This is a genomic window from Methylobacterium gregans, assembly GCF_022179245.1.
Lineage (GTDB): Bacteria > Pseudomonadota > Alphaproteobacteria > Rhizobiales > Beijerinckiaceae > Methylobacterium > Methylobacterium gregans.
This window is the reverse complement of the sequence record NZ_BPQM01000008.1, coordinates 1-16,396: the sequence shown is the minus strand read 5'-3', so window position 1 is coordinate 16,396 and position 16,396 is coordinate 1. Positions and strand designations below refer to the sequence as shown.

Below are 16,396 nucleotides of genomic sequence, written 5' to 3'. Positions count from 1 at the left end.
CGACTGTCGCGATCCAAAATCATTTGGCAAATTTTCGACATCTGGAAAACTTTGATCAGTCAACATTCACACAATACGGCGCAAATTTCTACGTATCTCGCTACCTCAGATTGTCTATATCGCAACCTGGTGAGGGTACGGCGGTGGTTGACCGAACTGGGCAGGCGTACTCTCGCGGGCTCATGACCGGAGGATGGTCATGTCGCGGAAGAAAAAACGCTGGGCGAACTTGAGGAGATGCTCCTCGCGCGTTTGCGCGAACTGCCAAACGGCGAGCGTGGCGAGGGAGTGAACATCGTGATGTCGGATCGCGAGGATGGCGATCCGGGCGTCGGTGTTTCTTGGAATGGAACCGGCGCGAACATGCGCCCGCTTATCGGCCATGCCATCGCGTATGGCAGCGTGCTGGTTCAGCAATACCAGGTCATAGACGATCCAAAGGATGAAGCGTTGGCTCACGCGACGAGCTCCATCTGAGCAGGCAGCTGCTCCCAAGCACCGGGCGTCTGCATGGCTTCCCAGTGGTCGGCCATGCCGCGCGGTGTGTTCTGCGGGCGGCTGTGGTTCTGCGCGATGTTGGTGCTGTCGATCGAGGCGAACGACCACTCCCGGCCGGCGCACTGCATGCCGCGCAGCAAAACCGCGTCCGACCGCCCTCATCGCTGAGCTACCGACCGACCGCTCCCCTCAGCTACTCGGATCTGGCATTCCGGCTACCCATGGCAGCGATCATGCAGTAGTCTCGCAGCTGGCCCGGCCCGAAATGCCGGTCAGGTCAGGTCGTGCGATAAAGCACATTCGGCGACGCTGGACTTGTTATAATGTATTCATCGTGGCGCGCGCATGAGCTTTGTGCGCGCATAGTTTATTTGCAGCATGACAAGCCTGTTCCACTATGCTTTAGGTGCACTTGGGTGGGGCGCACTCGCGGTCTGGCGGGCAATGGCACACACCTGGTACGTCACAGCTATTGTCTTGGCGGTGGCAGCGCAAGCGGCCTCGGCCGACGACGCATTTCGCGGCCGAGCTACGGTTCTCGATGGCGACACCCTCGTAGTGCGAGGCAAAGTCATAGGGCTGCGCGGTGTTGTGGCGCCGCGGTCAACGCAGACCTGCGAGACAGCAGGAGGGCAGAGATACCTCTGCGGGAAGATCGCGGCTGAGGCGCTCGCGGCCCGGATAGGCGACACAAGCCTTGCCTGTGTCGTCGGCCAAGCCGATCCGCACGGACGCGCGCTCGCCACATGCCGCAAGGATGGCGAGGATCTTGCCGCTTGGCTGGTGTCTCACGGCTATGCCGTGGCCGATCGCCATGCCTCAACCGACTACGTTCCAAACCAGAAGCAGGCCTGGGCGAAGCGCAGAGGCCTGTGGGCGGGCGTCTTTGAAGATCCGACCACGCAGGAGCGGCAGGCGTACTCCGCAAAAAGCCACGTCGTCGATGCGGATCCTGTCGATCCCGTGACCACGGCTGCAATACCTGCATCCGTGAGGGGGAAGCGTTAGTCCGGGTGTCTCGGCCAGCCACGATCTAGACTGTGGAGATCGCAGTTTCAGCTCAACGCAGAGGGGTGGCTTCGAACCCGCTTAACGAGATCGGAGCGCAGGCTCCACTCCTGCAACGGAGATGAGCCATGCGGTCGTGGATGGCGGTAGGCGCGGCGGCTGTGGCCCTGGCGGCCAGCATTCAGCCGCAGAGGCACGTGGACATGGGTTTGGCGGCCTATTCTGAGGACGCGGCACCCGACCCGAGCGCGGCAAAGGAGGCCGGACACCGATCTCGGCTACCAGGCCGAGGCCGACGCACGACGAGTTTGTAAGGGCTTGGCCCGCCCGGCTGCCCACGCAGTGCTCATGGCCGAGCGCACAGGCGGCATAACCGGTTTCTCGGCTTGCACACGCCCGAGGGAGACCAGTGCGACGTGCGCAAACATGATTCGCCATGACATGCTGATATCACGGCCGCTTCTTCCAGGTCCGCTTTTGGCCTCAAAGCGGACATCCGAACGGGTAGGAAGGATGGTCGGGAAGGGGTCGTTCGGCACCCTGGGGGCGCGTGCACAGGGCCCAGATGTGCTTCGGCTTCAGGGGCGGTTTGGGGCTGACGATACGGCCACGGTTCCATCATGAGTTCGCATGCCGCTTGTATGGCTATGTGCCAAGAGCCGCCTGCCGAACTTGCGCATCTAACGGTCCGCTCATGAACTAGACGCGGATACCTCTGGACTACGTCGTGCACGTGTCGGCTGGGTTCCTAGCCGAACGCGGTGCCAGCTGGGGCCTGCACTCTGTGCAGGGCCGCCCTGCGCAGTTATGGCCCAATGGAAAGTGGCTTGGAGGCACCGCTGCTCTTGCCGCACGAGCCGGGCTGCAGTTTCCTTCCGGCATGATCCAATCCTAACTTCTCACTCCGGAAGGAAGATCTCGCGATAGTAGCTCGGCACGGACACGATCCCAACAATCCTCTCGCCGCTGACCTGAAGTTCCGATAGCCGACCTCCCACAACCGAAAACTCGAGCGCTCTCGCCTTTGGTCCGTTGGGATGCGTCGTGTGGACGAGGTCGTCGACCTGATCGACCTTGTAGATGCGGTAGAAGGTGGGTTTCAGCGCCGAGTAAACGCGCGGCTCGATGTGCTTTCGGACCCCGACCCCGCGCTCGTAGGCGATCTGCACTTGGATATGGTCGCCGGCGTCGGACGCTATATTCCAGCGCTCCTCCACGGAAGCTGGCACATCACCCTGGTTGCTGGACCTGCGCTCGACTGCAGCACGAGCTGGCTTGTAGACGCCATAAGCTCCTGGGGCGCTGGCCGGTGGGGCTGCTAATCCGTCGATGATGACAAAGGCTGTCAGACCCTCTTGCTCGTTTTTGGCTGGGACGGCCACAACAGCAAAGCGGTCACGTGCCGGAAGTGGCTGTCCGTTTGTGTCGCTGGCCGCAATCCCCTCAATCAGCACAATGACGAGGTTCGCGTCCTGCAAGAAGCCCGTGGCGGGCTGAGGGACCCATCCGTCTGGCAAGAGCCGCTGTAGTGCCTCTGTGTCGGCCTTTAGCCAGACGTAGAGGCGTTCCTCAGTGCTCATATGCGTGCGCATCATTCGCTCCCCGCCCCGCCGATTTGATGCACAGACCGTCGTGTTTCTCGGCTCCGAACAATCAACAGCTCGCGCCGCTCCGGCACTTAGGAATGCTCCGATCAGAGTGATCAGGATTGTGCGCATAGCCGTCTCCGACGAACGGGATGATGCGCGTCGACAAGAGCGATGGCCAGCCTTCACAAGCTCTGGGCCTACGATCGGCCTCAGCCCCGGCCTCCGTTATTGTCGCGAGATGGAACCTGACCCCGCAAGGTGCCACCAGGACCTATGCAAGTGTTCGGTTAATGCAAATCTGCGCGGCATCTCAGAGCTGCTCAAGCGCCGGTACATCCCCCCCGAACCAGTTGCTTCTGATCAGCCGTTCCGCCTCGCTTGCGGCGGCTTTATCGCCTCGCGCCTCGGCCACCCTCAGCAGGCCTACGGCCGCCCAACCGTTGTTTGGCGAATGTCCGAGCGCCGTGCGAAGCGCAGCCTCTGCCTCGTCCAACCGTCCTTGCGCCAACAGCGCTGCACCAAGCGATTGGTGAACGGGGTAGTACCAAAAAGGTGGCTCCATATAGGGCAGCAACTCCTGGATCGCCGCAGCCTCCTTGAAGAGGGCAGTCGAGCGGGCATGATCGCGGGTGCTCTGGGCTACCCTGGCCTCTACGAGCTTCGCGGCGATGGCAAGAACGTCCGGTGCCGGGACGCCCACAGACACAAGGGCGGCGATCTCCGACCGCTGAGCCAGCTTACGGATCTCCGCGGCTTCCGACTGTGCTTGGTCAGCCTGTCCGAGCCGCGCGAGGGCAATGCCGCGGGCGTAGTGCCAAGTCGCGCGAACGAGCGGGAAGTTCGTGGCGGGGGCAGGCAAAGCCAAAATGGTGTCTGGGGACGAGAACCGCGCATGAGCGCTGTAAGGCGCAGCGGCGATCGGCTGCGACCACGGGACCTCACGCTGAGCTCGATCCGACACCATCCCGGCGAGCTTTTCGGCCGCGGCGAGCGCGGTCTGCCCATCTCCGCCCATCATGGCCGACGCGAGAAGGAAGTGGACGTTGTGGGCGTAGTAGGCCTCCGAATAGAGGAGGCTCGCGCCGCCTCGCCGGATCAGCGCCTCGTCAACGGCGGCGGCCTGTAGGTTCGCGTCGAGGCTCTCGCGCCAGCGTCCGACGCGATACCAGATGTGGCTCGGCATATGCACGATGTGTCCGGCGCCCGGCATTAGGCCGGCCAACCGCTGGGCATGTGGAATGGCTCGTTCGGGTCGATGGGACGCCTCGACTGCGTGGATGTAGAGGTGAACGGCCCCGGGGTGATCGGGTGATGGAGCGAGGGCTCCTACCTGGCGCTCACCAAGCACGCCTTCGATCAGTTCGATCATCCGCCCTGCTTCGCCTTTGGGGGTCTGGCCATTGTCCGTCCAGTAATCCCACGGACTCAGGTTCATCAGAGCGTCTGCCGTGAGCAGCGCCACTTCCGGGCTCTCGGGGAAGCGGGCCTGCACGCCCTTCAGCTCGTCGGCATAGGCGTGGTCGAGTGACCTGCGGTCGACATTCTCATCGGGTGAGTAGCGCTTCGCGAGCGCAGCGATGAGCGCCGCGCTAATCGGTCCCGAGGATGGGGCCAAGCGCTTCGCTTCATTGAGGGCAACTAGTGCTCGCGCATTCGCGTCGGCCTCGATCGGGAAGTTGATGTGCGGGCCAAGCACCCAGGCCTCGCCCCAGAAGCACATGGCGCAGCTCGGATCGAGCGTCTGTGCAGCCCGGAACGCCCGAGCAGCCTCGGCGTGATTGAACGCCCAGGCAAATCGATAGGCCTGATCGAAATAGGCAGCCGCCTCGGCGTGTGCCGGGCGGGCCTCTGGCCAAGTGTGCCGACCAAGGTTGTCATAGAGCGGCGGCGGCTCGGAAGAGGTCGGCGCGGCCGCTCCTTTCGGCAGGTCGTGGCTATAGGTCCCGAGTTCGTTACGGGCGGCTGGGCGGGGATGACCGTGGTTCTGGGCCTGCGCGGTCACAATTCTGACTGAAGCGCCCGAAGGCCTCGGCTGGAGCAAGGTGTGGAGAAGCCGCACGCGCGGGCTGTCGTGACTTCCGAGCGGGCAAGCGATGCCTTCGCTTTCCACCAATAATACGCTGATCACGGTGGTCGTGATGAGAGCGCGGCCGATGGGCCACGAAGACCGTTGGACGACGTCGATCATCGGAACCTCCAGAGTTCACCGACCTTCGCCTGGTTTCGATCCTTCGCCTGATGCTGACATGCCTGCGCCTCGGCTGAAGCACAGAATTTCTGCAGCGTAGGTCTGGCCGTTGCCGACCATCGGCCTTCGCGCCGATCAGAGGACACGAAGGTAGAGGGGCCACTCCCTCAGGATGTCCGCCCGTGTCTTTTTGATGTCAAGTGTACCCTTGCCTGCGCCGCCCTCTTCCCCGTCGGCCAAGCCGAAGGGGCGCTCATGCCGCTTCGCCGGGCAGCTCGACCTCTTCGTAGCCGAAGGCTAAACCATCAAAGCGCACAATCGGCGTTGCCTCCGACGGTCAGGTCCTTCAGGGGCTGCACGATGTCCGTCCTGACCGACCGCCAACGCATCGAACTCGCGCTGCCCGCCTACCTGCTGTTCGCGCTCAGCAAGCTGCCGGGTGTGTTCGCGCCGTCCGATCCGGCTCTAGCCGAGCGAGCCGAGGCCGACATCGCTGCGCTGTGTGAGGACTTGCGCATCGCGTGCATGGAGCCGTTCACCGATCTGGCTCCGCGCAAGCAGCAGGCGCTCCTGCGCCGGCTCGATCGCATCGGAAAGGATGTGATAGCTGAGTGGGCGGATCGGTTCTCGCTCAGCCTCGTCTTGACGCTCTGGTACTTCCTGAAGGACCTAGTCGACCGGGAGGTGCTGATCCTGTGGCAGGGCTCGGCCATGGATCGGGCGGTGCACACGCTGCTACCGATGTTCGAGCATGGCTTCGAGCCGCAGAAGCCGGACGCCGCAGCTCAAGGGCAGGCCATCCGTCTGCTCGCGCGTCTGCGTGCCGAAGGGCTCTACGGCTGATTGGGCACGTAGCAACTTCGCTGTAGCCTTCCATACTGCGCTCTCTAGCGAACGGACTCTCCTAAGCGTGAGGGGATGCTTGCGACCTCCTCCGGACTTTCAGCGGAAGTCCCGCGAGGGTCCACTTGGGGTCAGGAGTTCGTATGGCGACTTGTCGGCTACGCGCCAAAAGCCGACCTCTATCCTTGGGCTGCATCAGGTACGCTTTTCGGCCATGAGCAGACCTTCTTGGCAAGCCGAGAAGGCCGATCCCCGCTCTTATAACCGACCCGCGAGGGTCAGCCACACGACCGTAAGCTCGACCGGGTGGAAGTCGACGCTAAAGCCGACGCTGGTGCGCAGCCCGTCGGTCTAGGTGAGCGGTTCTCCTCGTAGGAGCGGGCAAGAGGAATACGAACTCTGCCTAAGTATTATATCCGAGGGAGGGTTTGAAATTCTTAATCTGTATCGAGATGCGCTTCAAATAATTTGCGATCGAACTTCGTGCTCGATGCAAATTTTTCTGTTGATAGGAATGTACGGTCATAATTTTATCTTATTGCCCTCGGAATGTCAATCGTAATCTTTGTTCCAATGTTTTCTTCGCTTTCCAACTCAATCCGTCCATGGAGCGTTGAGGTGACAAGATTGTAGACGATGTGCAGACCAAGGCCCGTGCTGCCCTTATCACGCCGCGTGGTGAAGAACGGATCGAAGATCCGCGGCAGGTTTTCCATTGGAATGCCCTTGCCATCGTCGCGGAAGACGAACCGGATCTGCGCGTCGCCAAGGCGGGCCACATCAATCGTGATTTTGCCTGCGTGACCGTCGGGAAAGGCATGGATCACGGCGTTCAGCGCGAGATTGCTGACGACCTGCGCGAGGGCTCCTGGATAGGAATTGAGGACGATCCCGTCGGCGCAGGTGAACCTGACCTGGTGGCCCTTGCGGCGCAGGAGTGGACCGAGGGTACTGACCAACTCGACGAGCCAATCCTGGACTTCGAAGTTGCGCAGGTCCCCCGCCGCCTGGTCGGTCGCGACCTGCTTGAAGTTCTGGATCAGGTCGGCGGCGCGCATGAGGTTCGAGAAGACAAGGGCCGATCCTTCGCTCAGCCGCTCGATGCCCTGGATCAGGTCCGAGCGGCGGACCTGTCCCGAATTGACCGTTCGGCGCAAGTCCGCGAGATTGTGGTCGAAGGCAGTCGAGGTCGTGAGCGCCAGGCCGATTGGCGTGTTGATCTCGTGGGCGACGCCCGCCACCAGCTGCCCGAGCGCGCCGAGCTTCTCCGCCTGGATCAGATGGGCTTGTGCCGCGCGCAGCTCGGTGAGCGTCGCCTCAGAGCGCTCCTTTTCGACCTGCAGCTCCTGTCTCGTCCGGAATTGGCGTCGCGCGCGGAATTCACGGGCGCCGACACCGTAGAGCGAGAGCGCGTAGGCCGCGCCGATCTCGGCGTTGTTGACCAGGGCCAAGCTGGGGTTGTCGTGCGTCGCCACCGTCTCGAAGAGGGCAAAGCAGGTCCATGTCAGGACGGCGAAGACACCGAACGAGGACACCCGCAGGGGGAGCAGCGTCGACACGAACAGGATGACCACGATCATGCCCGCGGCGCCGTGATCGAAGCTCGGCCGGAGGAAGACGTAGATCACGCTGAGCATGCAGCCCGGAACGACACAGTACACGAGGTAAATCTGCTCTGCCCAAGGCTGCATGTCGGGCCGGGCGAGCAGGAGGGTTGCCGGCAGTAGAACCAGAAGCGCGACGCCGAGCCGGATCGCGGTGGCCACGGCCCAGGCATCCGGGCTGAGGATCCAGTCCATAGCCGAAAAGGAACAGTACACGAAAGCGCCGAGCACCATCGCGGCCCGGGTGCGGCCCAGGTCGTCGAGGGTGAATTGCTGGACGAATTGCCTCTCCTCGCGGGAGTCTTCGAAACGGAGGCCGAGCTTGAGCAGCAGCCTGGGAATCCAGTCTCCCCATCTGGGCTGAAGATTGTTAGGGCTCATGCCAAGACGAGGTCCCGATACATTGTCCGAACGGAAGCGCGCCTGCCGCGCCGATCGCACCTCTGACGCAACAACCCGCGCAACACGGCTGCAACGCGCCGCTCCTACATGGCTGCCGACAGTACGGCCAGCGAAGGCCGCGCGGGGAACGACAATGCTTCAGATCATCACCAGACTGATTATCGTTGGCAGCAGCATGCTCGCTATGGCCTACGCGCCCTCGCTCTCGCCCGCGAGCGCGGCCCCGGTCGTACTCATCCGCGTCCCGGCATGTTGAGGGCAGTAGCCATGAACGTCCTCGCCACCCTCATCCTCTGCAACTTCGTCAGCGCGACGATCCTGCCCCTGACCGTGCTGATCAGTGATTGAACTTGCGCTGCTCGGGACGCTAATCGCCGTCCGGGCGGAAGACGTAGCCCAAGCCCCGCACGGTGCAGATGAATCTGGGATTGGCCGGATCCGGCTCGATCTTCTTGCGGATCCGGTTGATCCGCACGTCGATCGCGCGGTCGAATGCGTCGGGGTCGCGCGCATCTGCAAGGTCGAGCAGACGCTCCCGGGACAAGGCCCGCTTCGGGTGGTCGGCGAAGGCTTTCAGCAGATCGAATTCCGACCGCGTGAGGGCCTGCTCTTCGCCGCGCTCGTCGCGCAAACGCAGGGAGTCCAGTTCGAGCCACTTTGTGCCGAAGCGGACCAGCCGCCCCACTTCCGGGGCCGGCGCTGTTTCAGCGGGAACGCTAGCCGCCGCTCCCTGCACCCGCCGCAGAACCGAGCGCACGCGGGCGACGAGTTCGCGCAGCTCGCACGGCTTCGGCAGATAGTCGTCGGCGCCCAGCTCCAGCCCAACCACGCGGTCGATGGCGCTCGCCGTGGCAGTGAGCATGATGATCGGGATCACCGATCGCGCCTTCAGGTCGCGCACGATCGAGAGTCCGTCCTCGTCGGGCATGTTCAGGTCGAGCACCACGAGATCCGGCGTGCGCTGCGCGATCGCGGTCCGCAGGGAACGCCCGCCGTCGCAGAGAGTAACTTCGAATCCGTGCATCTTGAGATAATCGCCGACCATCGCGCGAGCGTCAGCCTCGTCATCGACGACAAAGATATGGGCTGCGCCTGTACTCATCGATCCCGTCGGCACCCGGCGCCAATCGTCGTCGCGCGACTGCGCGACGGACTGATCAGCTGGATCAGGTATACAGCATGGCCAGGCCAAGCCAAGCTGCAGGGTCAGAGCTCGACCACATTGTCCCAAGCGGATTTGCTTGTTGCCCCACTGGTCTGCTCGCATAAGGACGGGCCCTTGCTGAAAATGGAATTCTGTTGCTGACACGGGCGGCACGGAGTCTATCTTTCGCCACCATCCCCGATCGTTCCATCCGGGCCGGTCAGGATGGTTGCCGTGTGCGGGCGTGCGCAATCCATGGATGACGATATCCTACACCTGATCCCGGACGAGGCGGACGAGGCGGTCCCCCACGCCCGGCCCTGGACGATCGCGGTGATCGACGACGATCCGGCCGTGCACGATGGCACCCGTTACGCGCTCGGCGGATACGCCCTCGATGGACGCGGCCTCGAGATCCTGTCGGCCCACTCCGCCGCCAAGGCGCGCACGCTCCTATCCGAGCGGCGCGACATCGCCGTCGTCCTGCTCGACGTGGTGATGGAGACGGACGATGCCGGCCTCCACCTCGTCGAGTACATCCGCCGGGACCTCGGGAACGAGACAGCGCGCATCATCCTGCGCACCGGGCAGCCCGGTCAGGCCCCCGAGCGACGGGTGATCGTCGACTACGACATCAACGACTACAGGGCGAAGACCGAGCTCACCGCCGACAAGCTCTTCACTAGCCTGACCGCGGCCCTGCGGGCCTACCAGCATCTCAAGCGCCTCGACGACACCCGTCGCGGCCTGGAGATCATCATCGATGCCGCCCCGACGCTGCTCGACCACAAATCGCTGCAGCGGCTGTCCGAGGGCGTGCTCACACAAGTGGCCTCCCTGCTTAACGTGGCCTGCGCGGGGATCCTCGTGCTTCGCGAGAGCGACGCCTCCGCGCAGCGCTTCTCGGTGCTCGCCGGCTCCGGCCTGTACAGCGACTACGTCGAAAGGAACCCTCCTTGGCCGCTCGACCCGCACATCCAACCGATTGTCGAGATCGCCTTCGAAGAACGGCGCAATAATTTTGGCGACCATTGGTCGACGCTCTACTTGCAGACCGCGAGCGGCAGCGAAATCGTCGCGCTGATCGACACCGATCGCCCGCTCTCGGACACCGACCGGGCGCTCATCGCGTTGCTGACCAGCCGCCTCTCGATCGCCTTCGATAACGTCATCCTCTACGAACAATTGCAGCGGGCGAACGTCACGCTGGAGCAACGGGTGGTGGAACGCACCGCCGAGCTGATCCGGGCCAACCGGCGCTTGGCCGCGCAGCGCTCAGACCTCCGTCGCGCCAACAGCCTCAAGACCGAGATCCTCGGCACCGTGGCGCACGATCTCAAAAACCCGCTCTCGGTCATTCTCGGGCGCTCCGAGATGCTGACAGACCTGATCGCCCTGGACCGCGCGCCGAAGGATCAGCTCGCCACCCAGGTCACCTACATCCGCACTTCGGCGACCCGCCTCCTCGGCATGATCGACACCCTGATGGCGGACGCAATGACCGATGCGCTAGACATCACCCTGAGGCGCGAGCCGGTCGACCTCGCCGCGCTCGCCCGGGAGGTCTGCGAGGCGAACCGGCCGCTCGCAGAGTCCAAGAGCCAGCTCCTCCAGCTGGACCTACCCGAGGAGGCCTATATGTGCGGCGATGCCGAGCGCCTCCGGGAAGCCGTCGACAACCTCGTCTCGAACGCCATCAAGTACAGCTTCGTCGGAGGCACCATCACAATCCGCGTCGGGCGCGATGCGAGCGAGATCGTGTGCGCGGTCACCGATCACGGGCCAGGCCTCTCGCCCGAGGATGCGGGGCGCCTGTTCGGCCGCTTCCAGCGTCTCTCAGCCAAGCCCACGGGCAACGAGGGATCGACCGGCCTCGGCCTGTCGATTGTCAAGCGCATCGCCGAACTCCACCGTGGGCGCGCCGAGGCCTCCAGCGAAGGGCCGGGGCGCGGCAGCACCTTCTCGATCCGGTTCCCCTACGATGCCGTCGCACTGCTATAAGCCGGGCCGGACGCGCATTGTTGCGTCGCTCGTGCGGCAGCGAAACACTTCTCCGCCGGAACCTTCCCGAGACCGCGCGCGACGCAACACGGCCGTGAACAGGCCTGCTTAAACCCCGCGATCAGAGCGGGGCCCTGCGTCCCCGGAGAACATCGTCGGAGGGGATCATGGGCCACATTCTCGGTTTGGCGTCGGCCAGCGCGGCACTCACCACGGCCCTGGGCCTGCTCACCGGGATCATTCTGGAGCCCACGCTCCCGCCGCGGGCGCTCACCGCCGCGTCGACCGAAGCTGCCCCCGCCCGCGCGGTCCGGACAATCCCCATCGACGGCCGTTACGGTGGCGCCGCGGCCATGATTTCGCGTTGAGGGCGGGCGGGATGCACATTTCACAGGACGGCATCGCCGCCTCCGCGGACCGCGCTCTACTTCGGGCCGTGCTTAGGACCGGTGCACGCCTCGCCGATGGTACCGGCCGGGCGCCGCCGACGCTCCAAGAGAGGTTCGGCGTTGCGCCCCCAGCGTCCCATATCGCGGTCGCAGGGCCTCCCGCGGAGGATCGTGGCAGGCTCCCGAGCCGCCCCTCAGCGCGCGGTTCTGCGTTGGAAGAGGCGCAGCACCGCGTTGCCCCGAGCCACGGCGGCGTCGAGCGCTTGCTGCGGTGACTTAGCCCCGGCGAGCGCTGCCTCGATCTCCTCGGCCCAGAGGTCGCGAATCTGCAGCATGTTCCCGAGTCGAAGGCCTGCCGAATTGCGCGTCGGCTCCCGGCGCATGATCGCCCGGACCGCCACTTCGAGCTTCGGGTTCTGCGCGTAGAAGCCGGTGCGGCGCGCATCCTCGTAGGCGGCGCGGGTGACAGGGACGTAACCGGAGTTCTGGTAGAGCAGTGCCTGTTGTGGGAAGCTTAGCACGAAGTCTAGGAACGCGGCCACGCCCGCGTACTCGTGAGGCGTCTTGCCCTGCATAACGTAGAGCGAACCGCCGCCCAGGATCGCGTTCTGCGGCTCGGCGACGATGTCGGGATAGTAGGGCATTGGGCGGATCGTCCAATCGAACCGCCCGCGGACCGAGATCGAGCCGTACATGCTCGATGATGTCAGGAAGATCCCGCACTCGCCCGCGATGAAGCGCGCCTCTCCCCGATTGGTCCGACCTGCATAGGTGAATACGCCCGCGCGGTGCAAGTCGACGATGTTCTGAAGGTGTCGCACCTGGAATGGTCGGTTGAAGGCGAGCTCGGTGTCGAAGCCGTCGAGACCGTTCGAGCGTGTGGCGATCGGCCGATCGTGCCAGACCGAGAGCTGCTCGATGTGAGCCCAGGTGGGCCAAGCGGTCGAGAGCGCGCAGCCGGAGGGGTTCGCCCGATGCAGGGCTCGGGCGGCCTCGAAGACCTGCGGCCAAGTCGCGGGCAGCTGGTCGGGATCGAGCCCTGCCTCACGGAAGCGGTCGCGGTTGATCCACATCACCATCGAGGAAATGTTGAACGGCAGGGAAAGCATGCTGCCGTCCCGCCCGAGATAGTTCGTCGCGATCACCGGCAGGAAGGCCTCCGGGGCGATCGCGCGGTCGGCCTCCCGCATGACCTCCGAGACGGGCCGCACAGCACCGATAGCGGCGGCCATGGTGCCGTTGCCGACCTCGAAGACCTGGAGAAGGTGTGGGCCCTCACCTGCCCGATAAGCCGCGATGCCTCCGTTGATCGTCTCGGCGTAGGGCCCCTTGTAGATCGTGACGATCCGGTAGGCGCCCTGCGAGGCGTTGAAGTCGTCTGCGATGCGCGCCACCAGCGCGCCGTTCGCCCCGTCGAGTGAGTGCCAGAGCTGAAGCTCTGTAGTGGCGCATGCGAGACCCGGCAGCACCGCCAGGACAAGGCCGAGAAGGAAGCTGATCGTCGGGATCGTCCGGCTCCATATTCGAATCGACATCAGCCCAGGCGGCGAGGAAGCTGGAGACGCAGGGCCGTCCCGTGCCCGGGATGGCTGTGCAGGGCGATGCTTCCGGCAAGTCGGCCGACGACGAGGTTGTGGGCAATGTGGAGCCCGAGTCCCGTGCCGCCGCGGGCCCGCGCCGTGGTGAAAAATGGATCGAAGACCCGGCCAAGATGTTCGGGCTCGATACCAACCCCATCGTCGGCAATCTCGATGGTCAGCCAGTCGGGGGACGGAGTCACTGTCACGGTTACGCGGCCACCCTGGCGGTCCCGCAATCCGTGGTCGATCGCGTTCTTGATCGCGTTGGTCAGCACCTGGGCTAGGATTCCCGGATATGTGTCGAGGACTGTCCCCGGTGGACATATCGCCAGGATCTCGTGCCGCCCCGGGCGGGCGAGCGGGCGCAGGCTCTTCAGGAGATCCTCGATCCAGGCGCCGAGATCGATCTCCCGCCGTTCCTCTAGGGCCTGGTCGGCGGCAACTTGCTTGAAGCTGTGGAGGAGGCTCGAAGCCCGCATCAGGTTCGCCGTCAGGAGGCGGGATCCCTCGTGGATGCGGCCCGCATAGTGCAGGAGGCGAGAGCGTGAGAGTCGGTTGTCTTCCACGAGTTGCTGGAAGCTCTCCGAGTCGGCCTCGATCTGCGTCGAGGTCGTCAAGGCGATCCCGAGCGGCGTGCTGATCTCGTGGGACACGCCCGCCACCAACTGCCCGAGCGAGGCGAGCTTTTCCGACTGGATCAGGTCGTCCTGGGTCCGGCGCAACTCCGCCAGCGCCTCGTCGGCGCGCCGGGCCGCGTCGCGCCAGCCCTCCTCGCGGCGCCTCAGCTCGGCCAGAAAAGCGTTCGAAGCCCGGGCGATGTCGCCGAGCTCGTCCCGCCGCGTAGCGAGGGCGACATGCCCGATCGCCCGATCTATCCTCGCCCGCACCAGGGTCTCCTGAAGTGTGCGCAGCGGCCGGGTGATCGAGCGGGCGACCCCAACCACGGCGACCGTGCCGATGAGCAGTGCGCCCGCGGTCCCAGCGAGGAGCAGTCGGCGAATCGACGCGCCGAACCGCTCGGCGTCCTCGATGAAGGCCTGCGCGAGCGCGCGCGCGTTCTCGCTGATCAGCACCGCGCGCCGATCCATGTCGGCGATAAGAGCGTTTTGGTCGACTAGCTTCGCGACGGTTGCCGCGAGTTGCTCCCGCCAACCTTCGATCGCCGCACTCATCCCGCCGCGGATGCTTAACGGCATCGCGAGCGACTGTGCGCGACGAGCAAGTTCGGCCCCTTCCTGGACGGCGGACGACGCTTCCGCGATGCTGCGGCGCGCGAGCGCGGATGTTGATTGCTGCGCGAGGCGCAGAGCGGCCAGTGCTAGGCTCTGTGCGGTAAGTTCCGCCTCGTTCGACGTGACGGAGTTCCGGATCAGGCTCGCGACCTCGGATTGCAGCGACTGCTGCTGCGCTCGATTTACCCGGATCAGCCGATCGCACCAGATGATAAGATCGTTACCCGACTGCGTAGCACGGGTGAGCTCGAAGCCCTCCGCGATGACGCGGGTCAGGCCCGCCGAGGTCTCGCTCCTGACGCGGTAGCTCTGCAGCAGCACCGCCAGCTCGGCCGCTTCCGGAAAGCGCGCCTGCTTCCGCAGGACGTCCTGCAGCCGCATGCCGGCCTCGTTGAGCTGGCGAATGTCGCCGTCGAGCTCGTCGAACTCGATCTGAAAGACCGGTCGCCCGATGCGGGTCTTGTTCAGCTCGACGGCCGAGATCGCCTCGCGGAGGTCGCGCAGAGCGCTGACCAGAACTTGGTTTTTCTCGAGGGCCGCATCCTTGCTCGTGAGCACGGCGACCAGCGTACCGTTCTCGCCTTGCTGCCGTTGCCGCTCGGCATCGGTCAGCATGACAAGCGTCTCGGCGCGGTGGGCCATCTGTTCAGTGGACGTCCCGAGCTCGCTGTCGAGCCGGACAAGCGACCGCATCTGGCTTGAGAGGGCCGCGAGGTCGCGCCGGACCGTCTCGATGCGGCCAGCCTGTTCAGGGGTCCGTGCCACGCGCGCTAGCTGATCCAGCTGGCGCGTGGCGGCAGAGACGAGGCCGTCGAAGCGTTGGCGCGAGGCTTCGCGATCGACGACCACTCGTCCAATATAGTCGTCGCGAGCCTTGTTGAGCGATGTGAAAGTGTGGAACGTCTCGCTCGAAAGTACGGTTCCGTCCCGCGCTCGCTCCGCTTGGATTAGAAGTGCCCATGCGGCAAAGGCGATCAGGATCGCGATGACGACTGGGATGGCGCCGACGACAAAGACGCGCTGTGCGATGCCAGCCGAGCGAACGGAGTCCGGCAAGAGGTACGCTTTCTACTATGTTAGCACGAACACTGCGTATCGCATGCCCGCCGCATCCGTCCATACCCGGTCTGTCTGCTAGACTTGGCTCGGTGATGGCGTCGCCCCCAAGCAGCGTCTGTCGCTTGCTCGGTAGATGGCACGGTGCACGCAACACGCGAAGCAATCATCGCGACATCAAGCGCGCTCACAAGCCCCGCTCACGGCAGGACCGCAATAGGGCCGTGACACCGAGGGGCTTCTAAGATGACAACCAAGACAAAAATCTGGGGCATGAATGCGGCTAATCGCATAGTGGTCTGGGCCCTGCTGGCGAGCCTGGCGACTGCGCTCCTGCAATATGTCGAGGCCGCGGCTCTGCCCGCGCATTTCGTCTGACGGCCAAGGGCGAGTTATTCGGCCCGAGGCCCTGAAGCGAAGTAAGCCATAGGATAGTTCACGCCGGTGAGACGACCCGCCGGCTGCCAACCTCTTGTCGCACAAGTGGTTCAGAACTGGGTGCAGGCCCTGGCCTGAGCGAGATGCGACGAAGCTGCCGCCGATCAGCATGTGAGCAGGACGGCCACCCGTGTCCACCGAACCCATCAAGGGACCGGCCTCGTACTTCCCGTCCATTGAGAAGAGGTACGGCCGCCCCATCGGCGAATGGCAGCAGGTCGTCCGGGACCAGCTATACGACAGCCTAGCTGGACAAGGGTCGCAGGTGCAAACAAAGCATTGCTGTGGCTCTTCGCGGTGAATGTGTAGCTTCAGTGCGTGCGGTGAGATTCGATCCAAGCTTGTCGGCCGCATGCGTTCGCTTCGAACCAGCACCTTTCCTAGTCGCGGCGCGTTCTCCTGTCGCTAGGAGGAGAACCAACTA

15 protein-coding genes are annotated in these 16,396 nt (G+C 64.3%); 7 read left to right on the top strand and 8 right to left on the bottom strand.

Annotated elements, in window-relative coordinates:
* Nucleotides 1-180 precede the first annotated feature (180 nt).
* Together MFF54_RS01970 and MFF54_RS01965 are read right to left on the bottom strand one after the other, a co-directional pair.
* Nucleotides 181-459, bottom strand: coding sequence for a hypothetical protein (locus tag MFF54_RS01970; protein WP_238300857.1), 279 nt, complete (start codon nucleotides 457-459; stop codon nucleotides 181-183).
* On the bottom strand, nucleotides 456-638 hold the full coding sequence (locus tag MFF54_RS01965; RefSeq protein WP_238300951.1) for a hypothetical protein: 183 nt from the start codon (nucleotides 636-638) through the stop codon (nucleotides 456-458). The genes MFF54_RS01970 and MFF54_RS01965 overlap by 4 nt, the downstream gene beginning before the upstream one ends.
* Before the next feature lie 238 nt (nucleotides 639-876).
* Between MFF54_RS01965 and MFF54_RS01960 the strand changes: the two genes are divergently transcribed.
* Nucleotides 877-1,506, top strand: coding sequence for a thermonuclease family protein (locus MFF54_RS01960; protein WP_238300855.1), 630 nt, complete (start codon nucleotides 877-879; stop codon nucleotides 1,504-1,506).
* 899 nt (nucleotides 1,507-2,405) lie between these two features.
* On the opposite strand, the gene MFF54_RS01955 is transcribed toward MFF54_RS01960, so the two are convergent.
* Both MFF54_RS01955 and MFF54_RS01950 read right to left on the bottom strand, forming a co-directional pair.
* Complete coding sequence (locus MFF54_RS01955; RefSeq protein WP_238300854.1) at nucleotides 2,406-3,098, bottom strand: hypothetical protein; 693 nt, start codon at nucleotides 3,096-3,098, stop codon at nucleotides 2,406-2,408.
* A gap of 307 nt (nucleotides 3,099-3,405) precedes the next feature.
* On the bottom strand, nucleotides 3,406-5,283 hold the full coding sequence (locus MFF54_RS01950; RefSeq protein WP_238300852.1) for a tetratricopeptide repeat protein: 1,878 nt from the start codon (nucleotides 5,281-5,283) through the stop codon (nucleotides 3,406-3,408).
* Nucleotides 5,284-5,643: 360 nt separating this feature from the next.
* On the opposite strand from MFF54_RS01950, the gene MFF54_RS01945 reads away from it, so the two are divergent.
* Nucleotides 5,644-6,126 carry a hypothetical protein gene (locus tag MFF54_RS01945; protein ID WP_238300851.1) on the top strand — a complete coding sequence of 161 codons (483 nt, stop codon included), beginning with the start codon at nucleotides 5,644-5,646 and terminating at the stop codon, nucleotides 6,124-6,126.
* Nucleotides 6,127-6,656: 530 nt separating this feature from the next.
* On the opposite strand, the gene MFF54_RS01940 is transcribed toward MFF54_RS01945, so the two are convergent.
* Nucleotides 6,657-8,111, bottom strand: coding sequence for a sensor histidine kinase (locus tag MFF54_RS01940; RefSeq protein ID WP_370880279.1), 1,455 nt, complete (start codon nucleotides 8,109-8,111; stop codon nucleotides 6,657-6,659).
* A 108-nt stretch (nucleotides 8,112-8,219) separates the two neighbouring features.
* Between MFF54_RS01940 and MFF54_RS01935 the strand changes: the two genes are divergently transcribed.
* Nucleotides 8,220-8,480: a hypothetical protein gene (locus MFF54_RS01935; protein WP_238300850.1), complete on the top strand. Its 261-nt coding sequence runs from the start codon at nucleotides 8,220-8,222 to the stop codon at nucleotides 8,478-8,480.
* Between the two features lie 19 nt (nucleotides 8,481-8,499).
* Here the strand turns inward: MFF54_RS01935 and MFF54_RS01930 are convergent, their stop codons facing one another.
* Nucleotides 8,500-9,234 (bottom strand): response regulator, encoded by a 735-nt coding sequence (locus MFF54_RS01930; RefSeq protein WP_238300849.1) that lies wholly within the window; start codon nucleotides 9,232-9,234, stop codon nucleotides 8,500-8,502.
* Between the two features lie 297 nt (nucleotides 9,235-9,531).
* Between MFF54_RS01930 and MFF54_RS01925 the strand changes: the two genes are divergently transcribed.
* Nucleotides 9,532-11,277 carry an ATP-binding response regulator gene (locus MFF54_RS01925; protein WP_238300848.1) on the top strand — a complete coding sequence of 582 codons (1,746 nt, stop codon included), beginning with the start codon at nucleotides 9,532-9,534 and terminating at the stop codon, nucleotides 11,275-11,277.
* 167 nt (nucleotides 11,278-11,444) lie between these two features.
* Nucleotides 11,445-11,645, top strand: a complete 201-nt coding sequence (locus tag MFF54_RS01920) for a hypothetical protein (RefSeq protein ID WP_238300847.1) — start codon at nucleotides 11,445-11,447, stop codon at nucleotides 11,643-11,645.
* A 215-nt stretch (nucleotides 11,646-11,860) separates the two neighbouring features.
* Here MFF54_RS01920 and ugpB read toward each other — a convergent pair whose 3' ends face one another.
* Complete coding sequence (ugpB, locus tag MFF54_RS01915) at nucleotides 11,861-13,201, bottom strand: sn-glycerol-3-phosphate ABC transporter substrate-binding protein UgpB (RefSeq protein ID WP_238300846.1); 1,341 nt, start codon at nucleotides 13,199-13,201, stop codon at nucleotides 11,861-11,863.
* A complete protein-coding gene (locus tag MFF54_RS01910) occupies nucleotides 13,201-15,534 on the bottom strand; it encodes a sensor histidine kinase (protein WP_238300845.1) in 2,334 nt (777 codons plus the stop codon). The genes ugpB and MFF54_RS01910 overlap by 1 nt, the downstream gene beginning before the upstream one ends.
* A gap of 246 nt (nucleotides 15,535-15,780) precedes the next feature.
* Here MFF54_RS01910 and MFF54_RS27580 point away from each other — a divergent pair, with 246 nt between their 5' ends.
* Both MFF54_RS27580 and MFF54_RS27750 read left to right on the top strand, forming a co-directional pair.
* Nucleotides 15,781-15,912, top strand: coding sequence for a hypothetical protein (locus MFF54_RS27580; RefSeq protein WP_283206240.1), 132 nt, complete (start codon nucleotides 15,781-15,783; stop codon nucleotides 15,910-15,912).
* Between the two features lie 190 nt (nucleotides 15,913-16,102).
* Nucleotides 16,103-16,273 (top strand): DUF4287 domain-containing protein, encoded by a 171-nt coding sequence (locus MFF54_RS27750; RefSeq protein WP_370880280.1) that lies wholly within the window; start codon nucleotides 16,103-16,105, stop codon nucleotides 16,271-16,273.
* Nucleotides 16,274-16,396 lie beyond the last annotated feature (123 nt).

Bases quoted from the DNA above. Each gene is read 5' to 3' on its own strand.
- MFF54_RS01960 (WP_238300855.1), top strand. From the start codon at position 877: ATGACAAGCCTGTTCCACTATGCTTTAGGTGCACTTGGGTGGGGCGCA.
- MFF54_RS01955 (WP_238300854.1), bottom strand. From the start codon at position 3,098: ATGCGCACGCATATGAGCACTGAGGAACGCCTCTACGTCTGGCTAAAG.
- MFF54_RS01950 (WP_238300852.1), bottom strand. From the start codon at position 5,283: ATGATCGACGTCGTCCAACGGTCTTCGTGGCCCATCGGCCGCGCTCTC.
- MFF54_RS01945 (WP_238300851.1), top strand. From the start codon at position 5,644: ATGTCCGTCCTGACCGACCGCCAACGCATCGAACTCGCGCTGCCCGCC.
- MFF54_RS01940 (WP_370880279.1), bottom strand. From the start codon at position 8,111: ATGAGCCCTAACAATCTTCAGCCCAGATGGGGAGACTGGATTCCCAGG.
- MFF54_RS01935 (WP_238300850.1), top strand. From the start codon at position 8,220: ATGGCTGCCGACAGTACGGCCAGCGAAGGCCGCGCGGGGAACGACAAT.
- MFF54_RS01930 (WP_238300849.1), bottom strand. From the start codon at position 9,234: ATGAGTACAGGCGCAGCCCATATCTTTGTCGTCGATGACGAGGCTGAC.
- MFF54_RS01925 (WP_238300848.1), top strand. From the start codon at position 9,532: ATGGATGACGATATCCTACACCTGATCCCGGACGAGGCGGACGAGGCG.
- MFF54_RS01920 (WP_238300847.1), top strand. From the start codon at position 11,445: ATGGGCCACATTCTCGGTTTGGCGTCGGCCAGCGCGGCACTCACCACG.
- ugpB (WP_238300846.1), bottom strand. From the start codon at position 13,201: ATGTCGATTCGAATATGGAGCCGGACGATCCCGACGATCAGCTTCCTT.
- MFF54_RS27580 (WP_283206240.1), top strand. From the start codon at position 15,781: ATGACAACCAAGACAAAAATCTGGGGCATGAATGCGGCTAATCGCATA.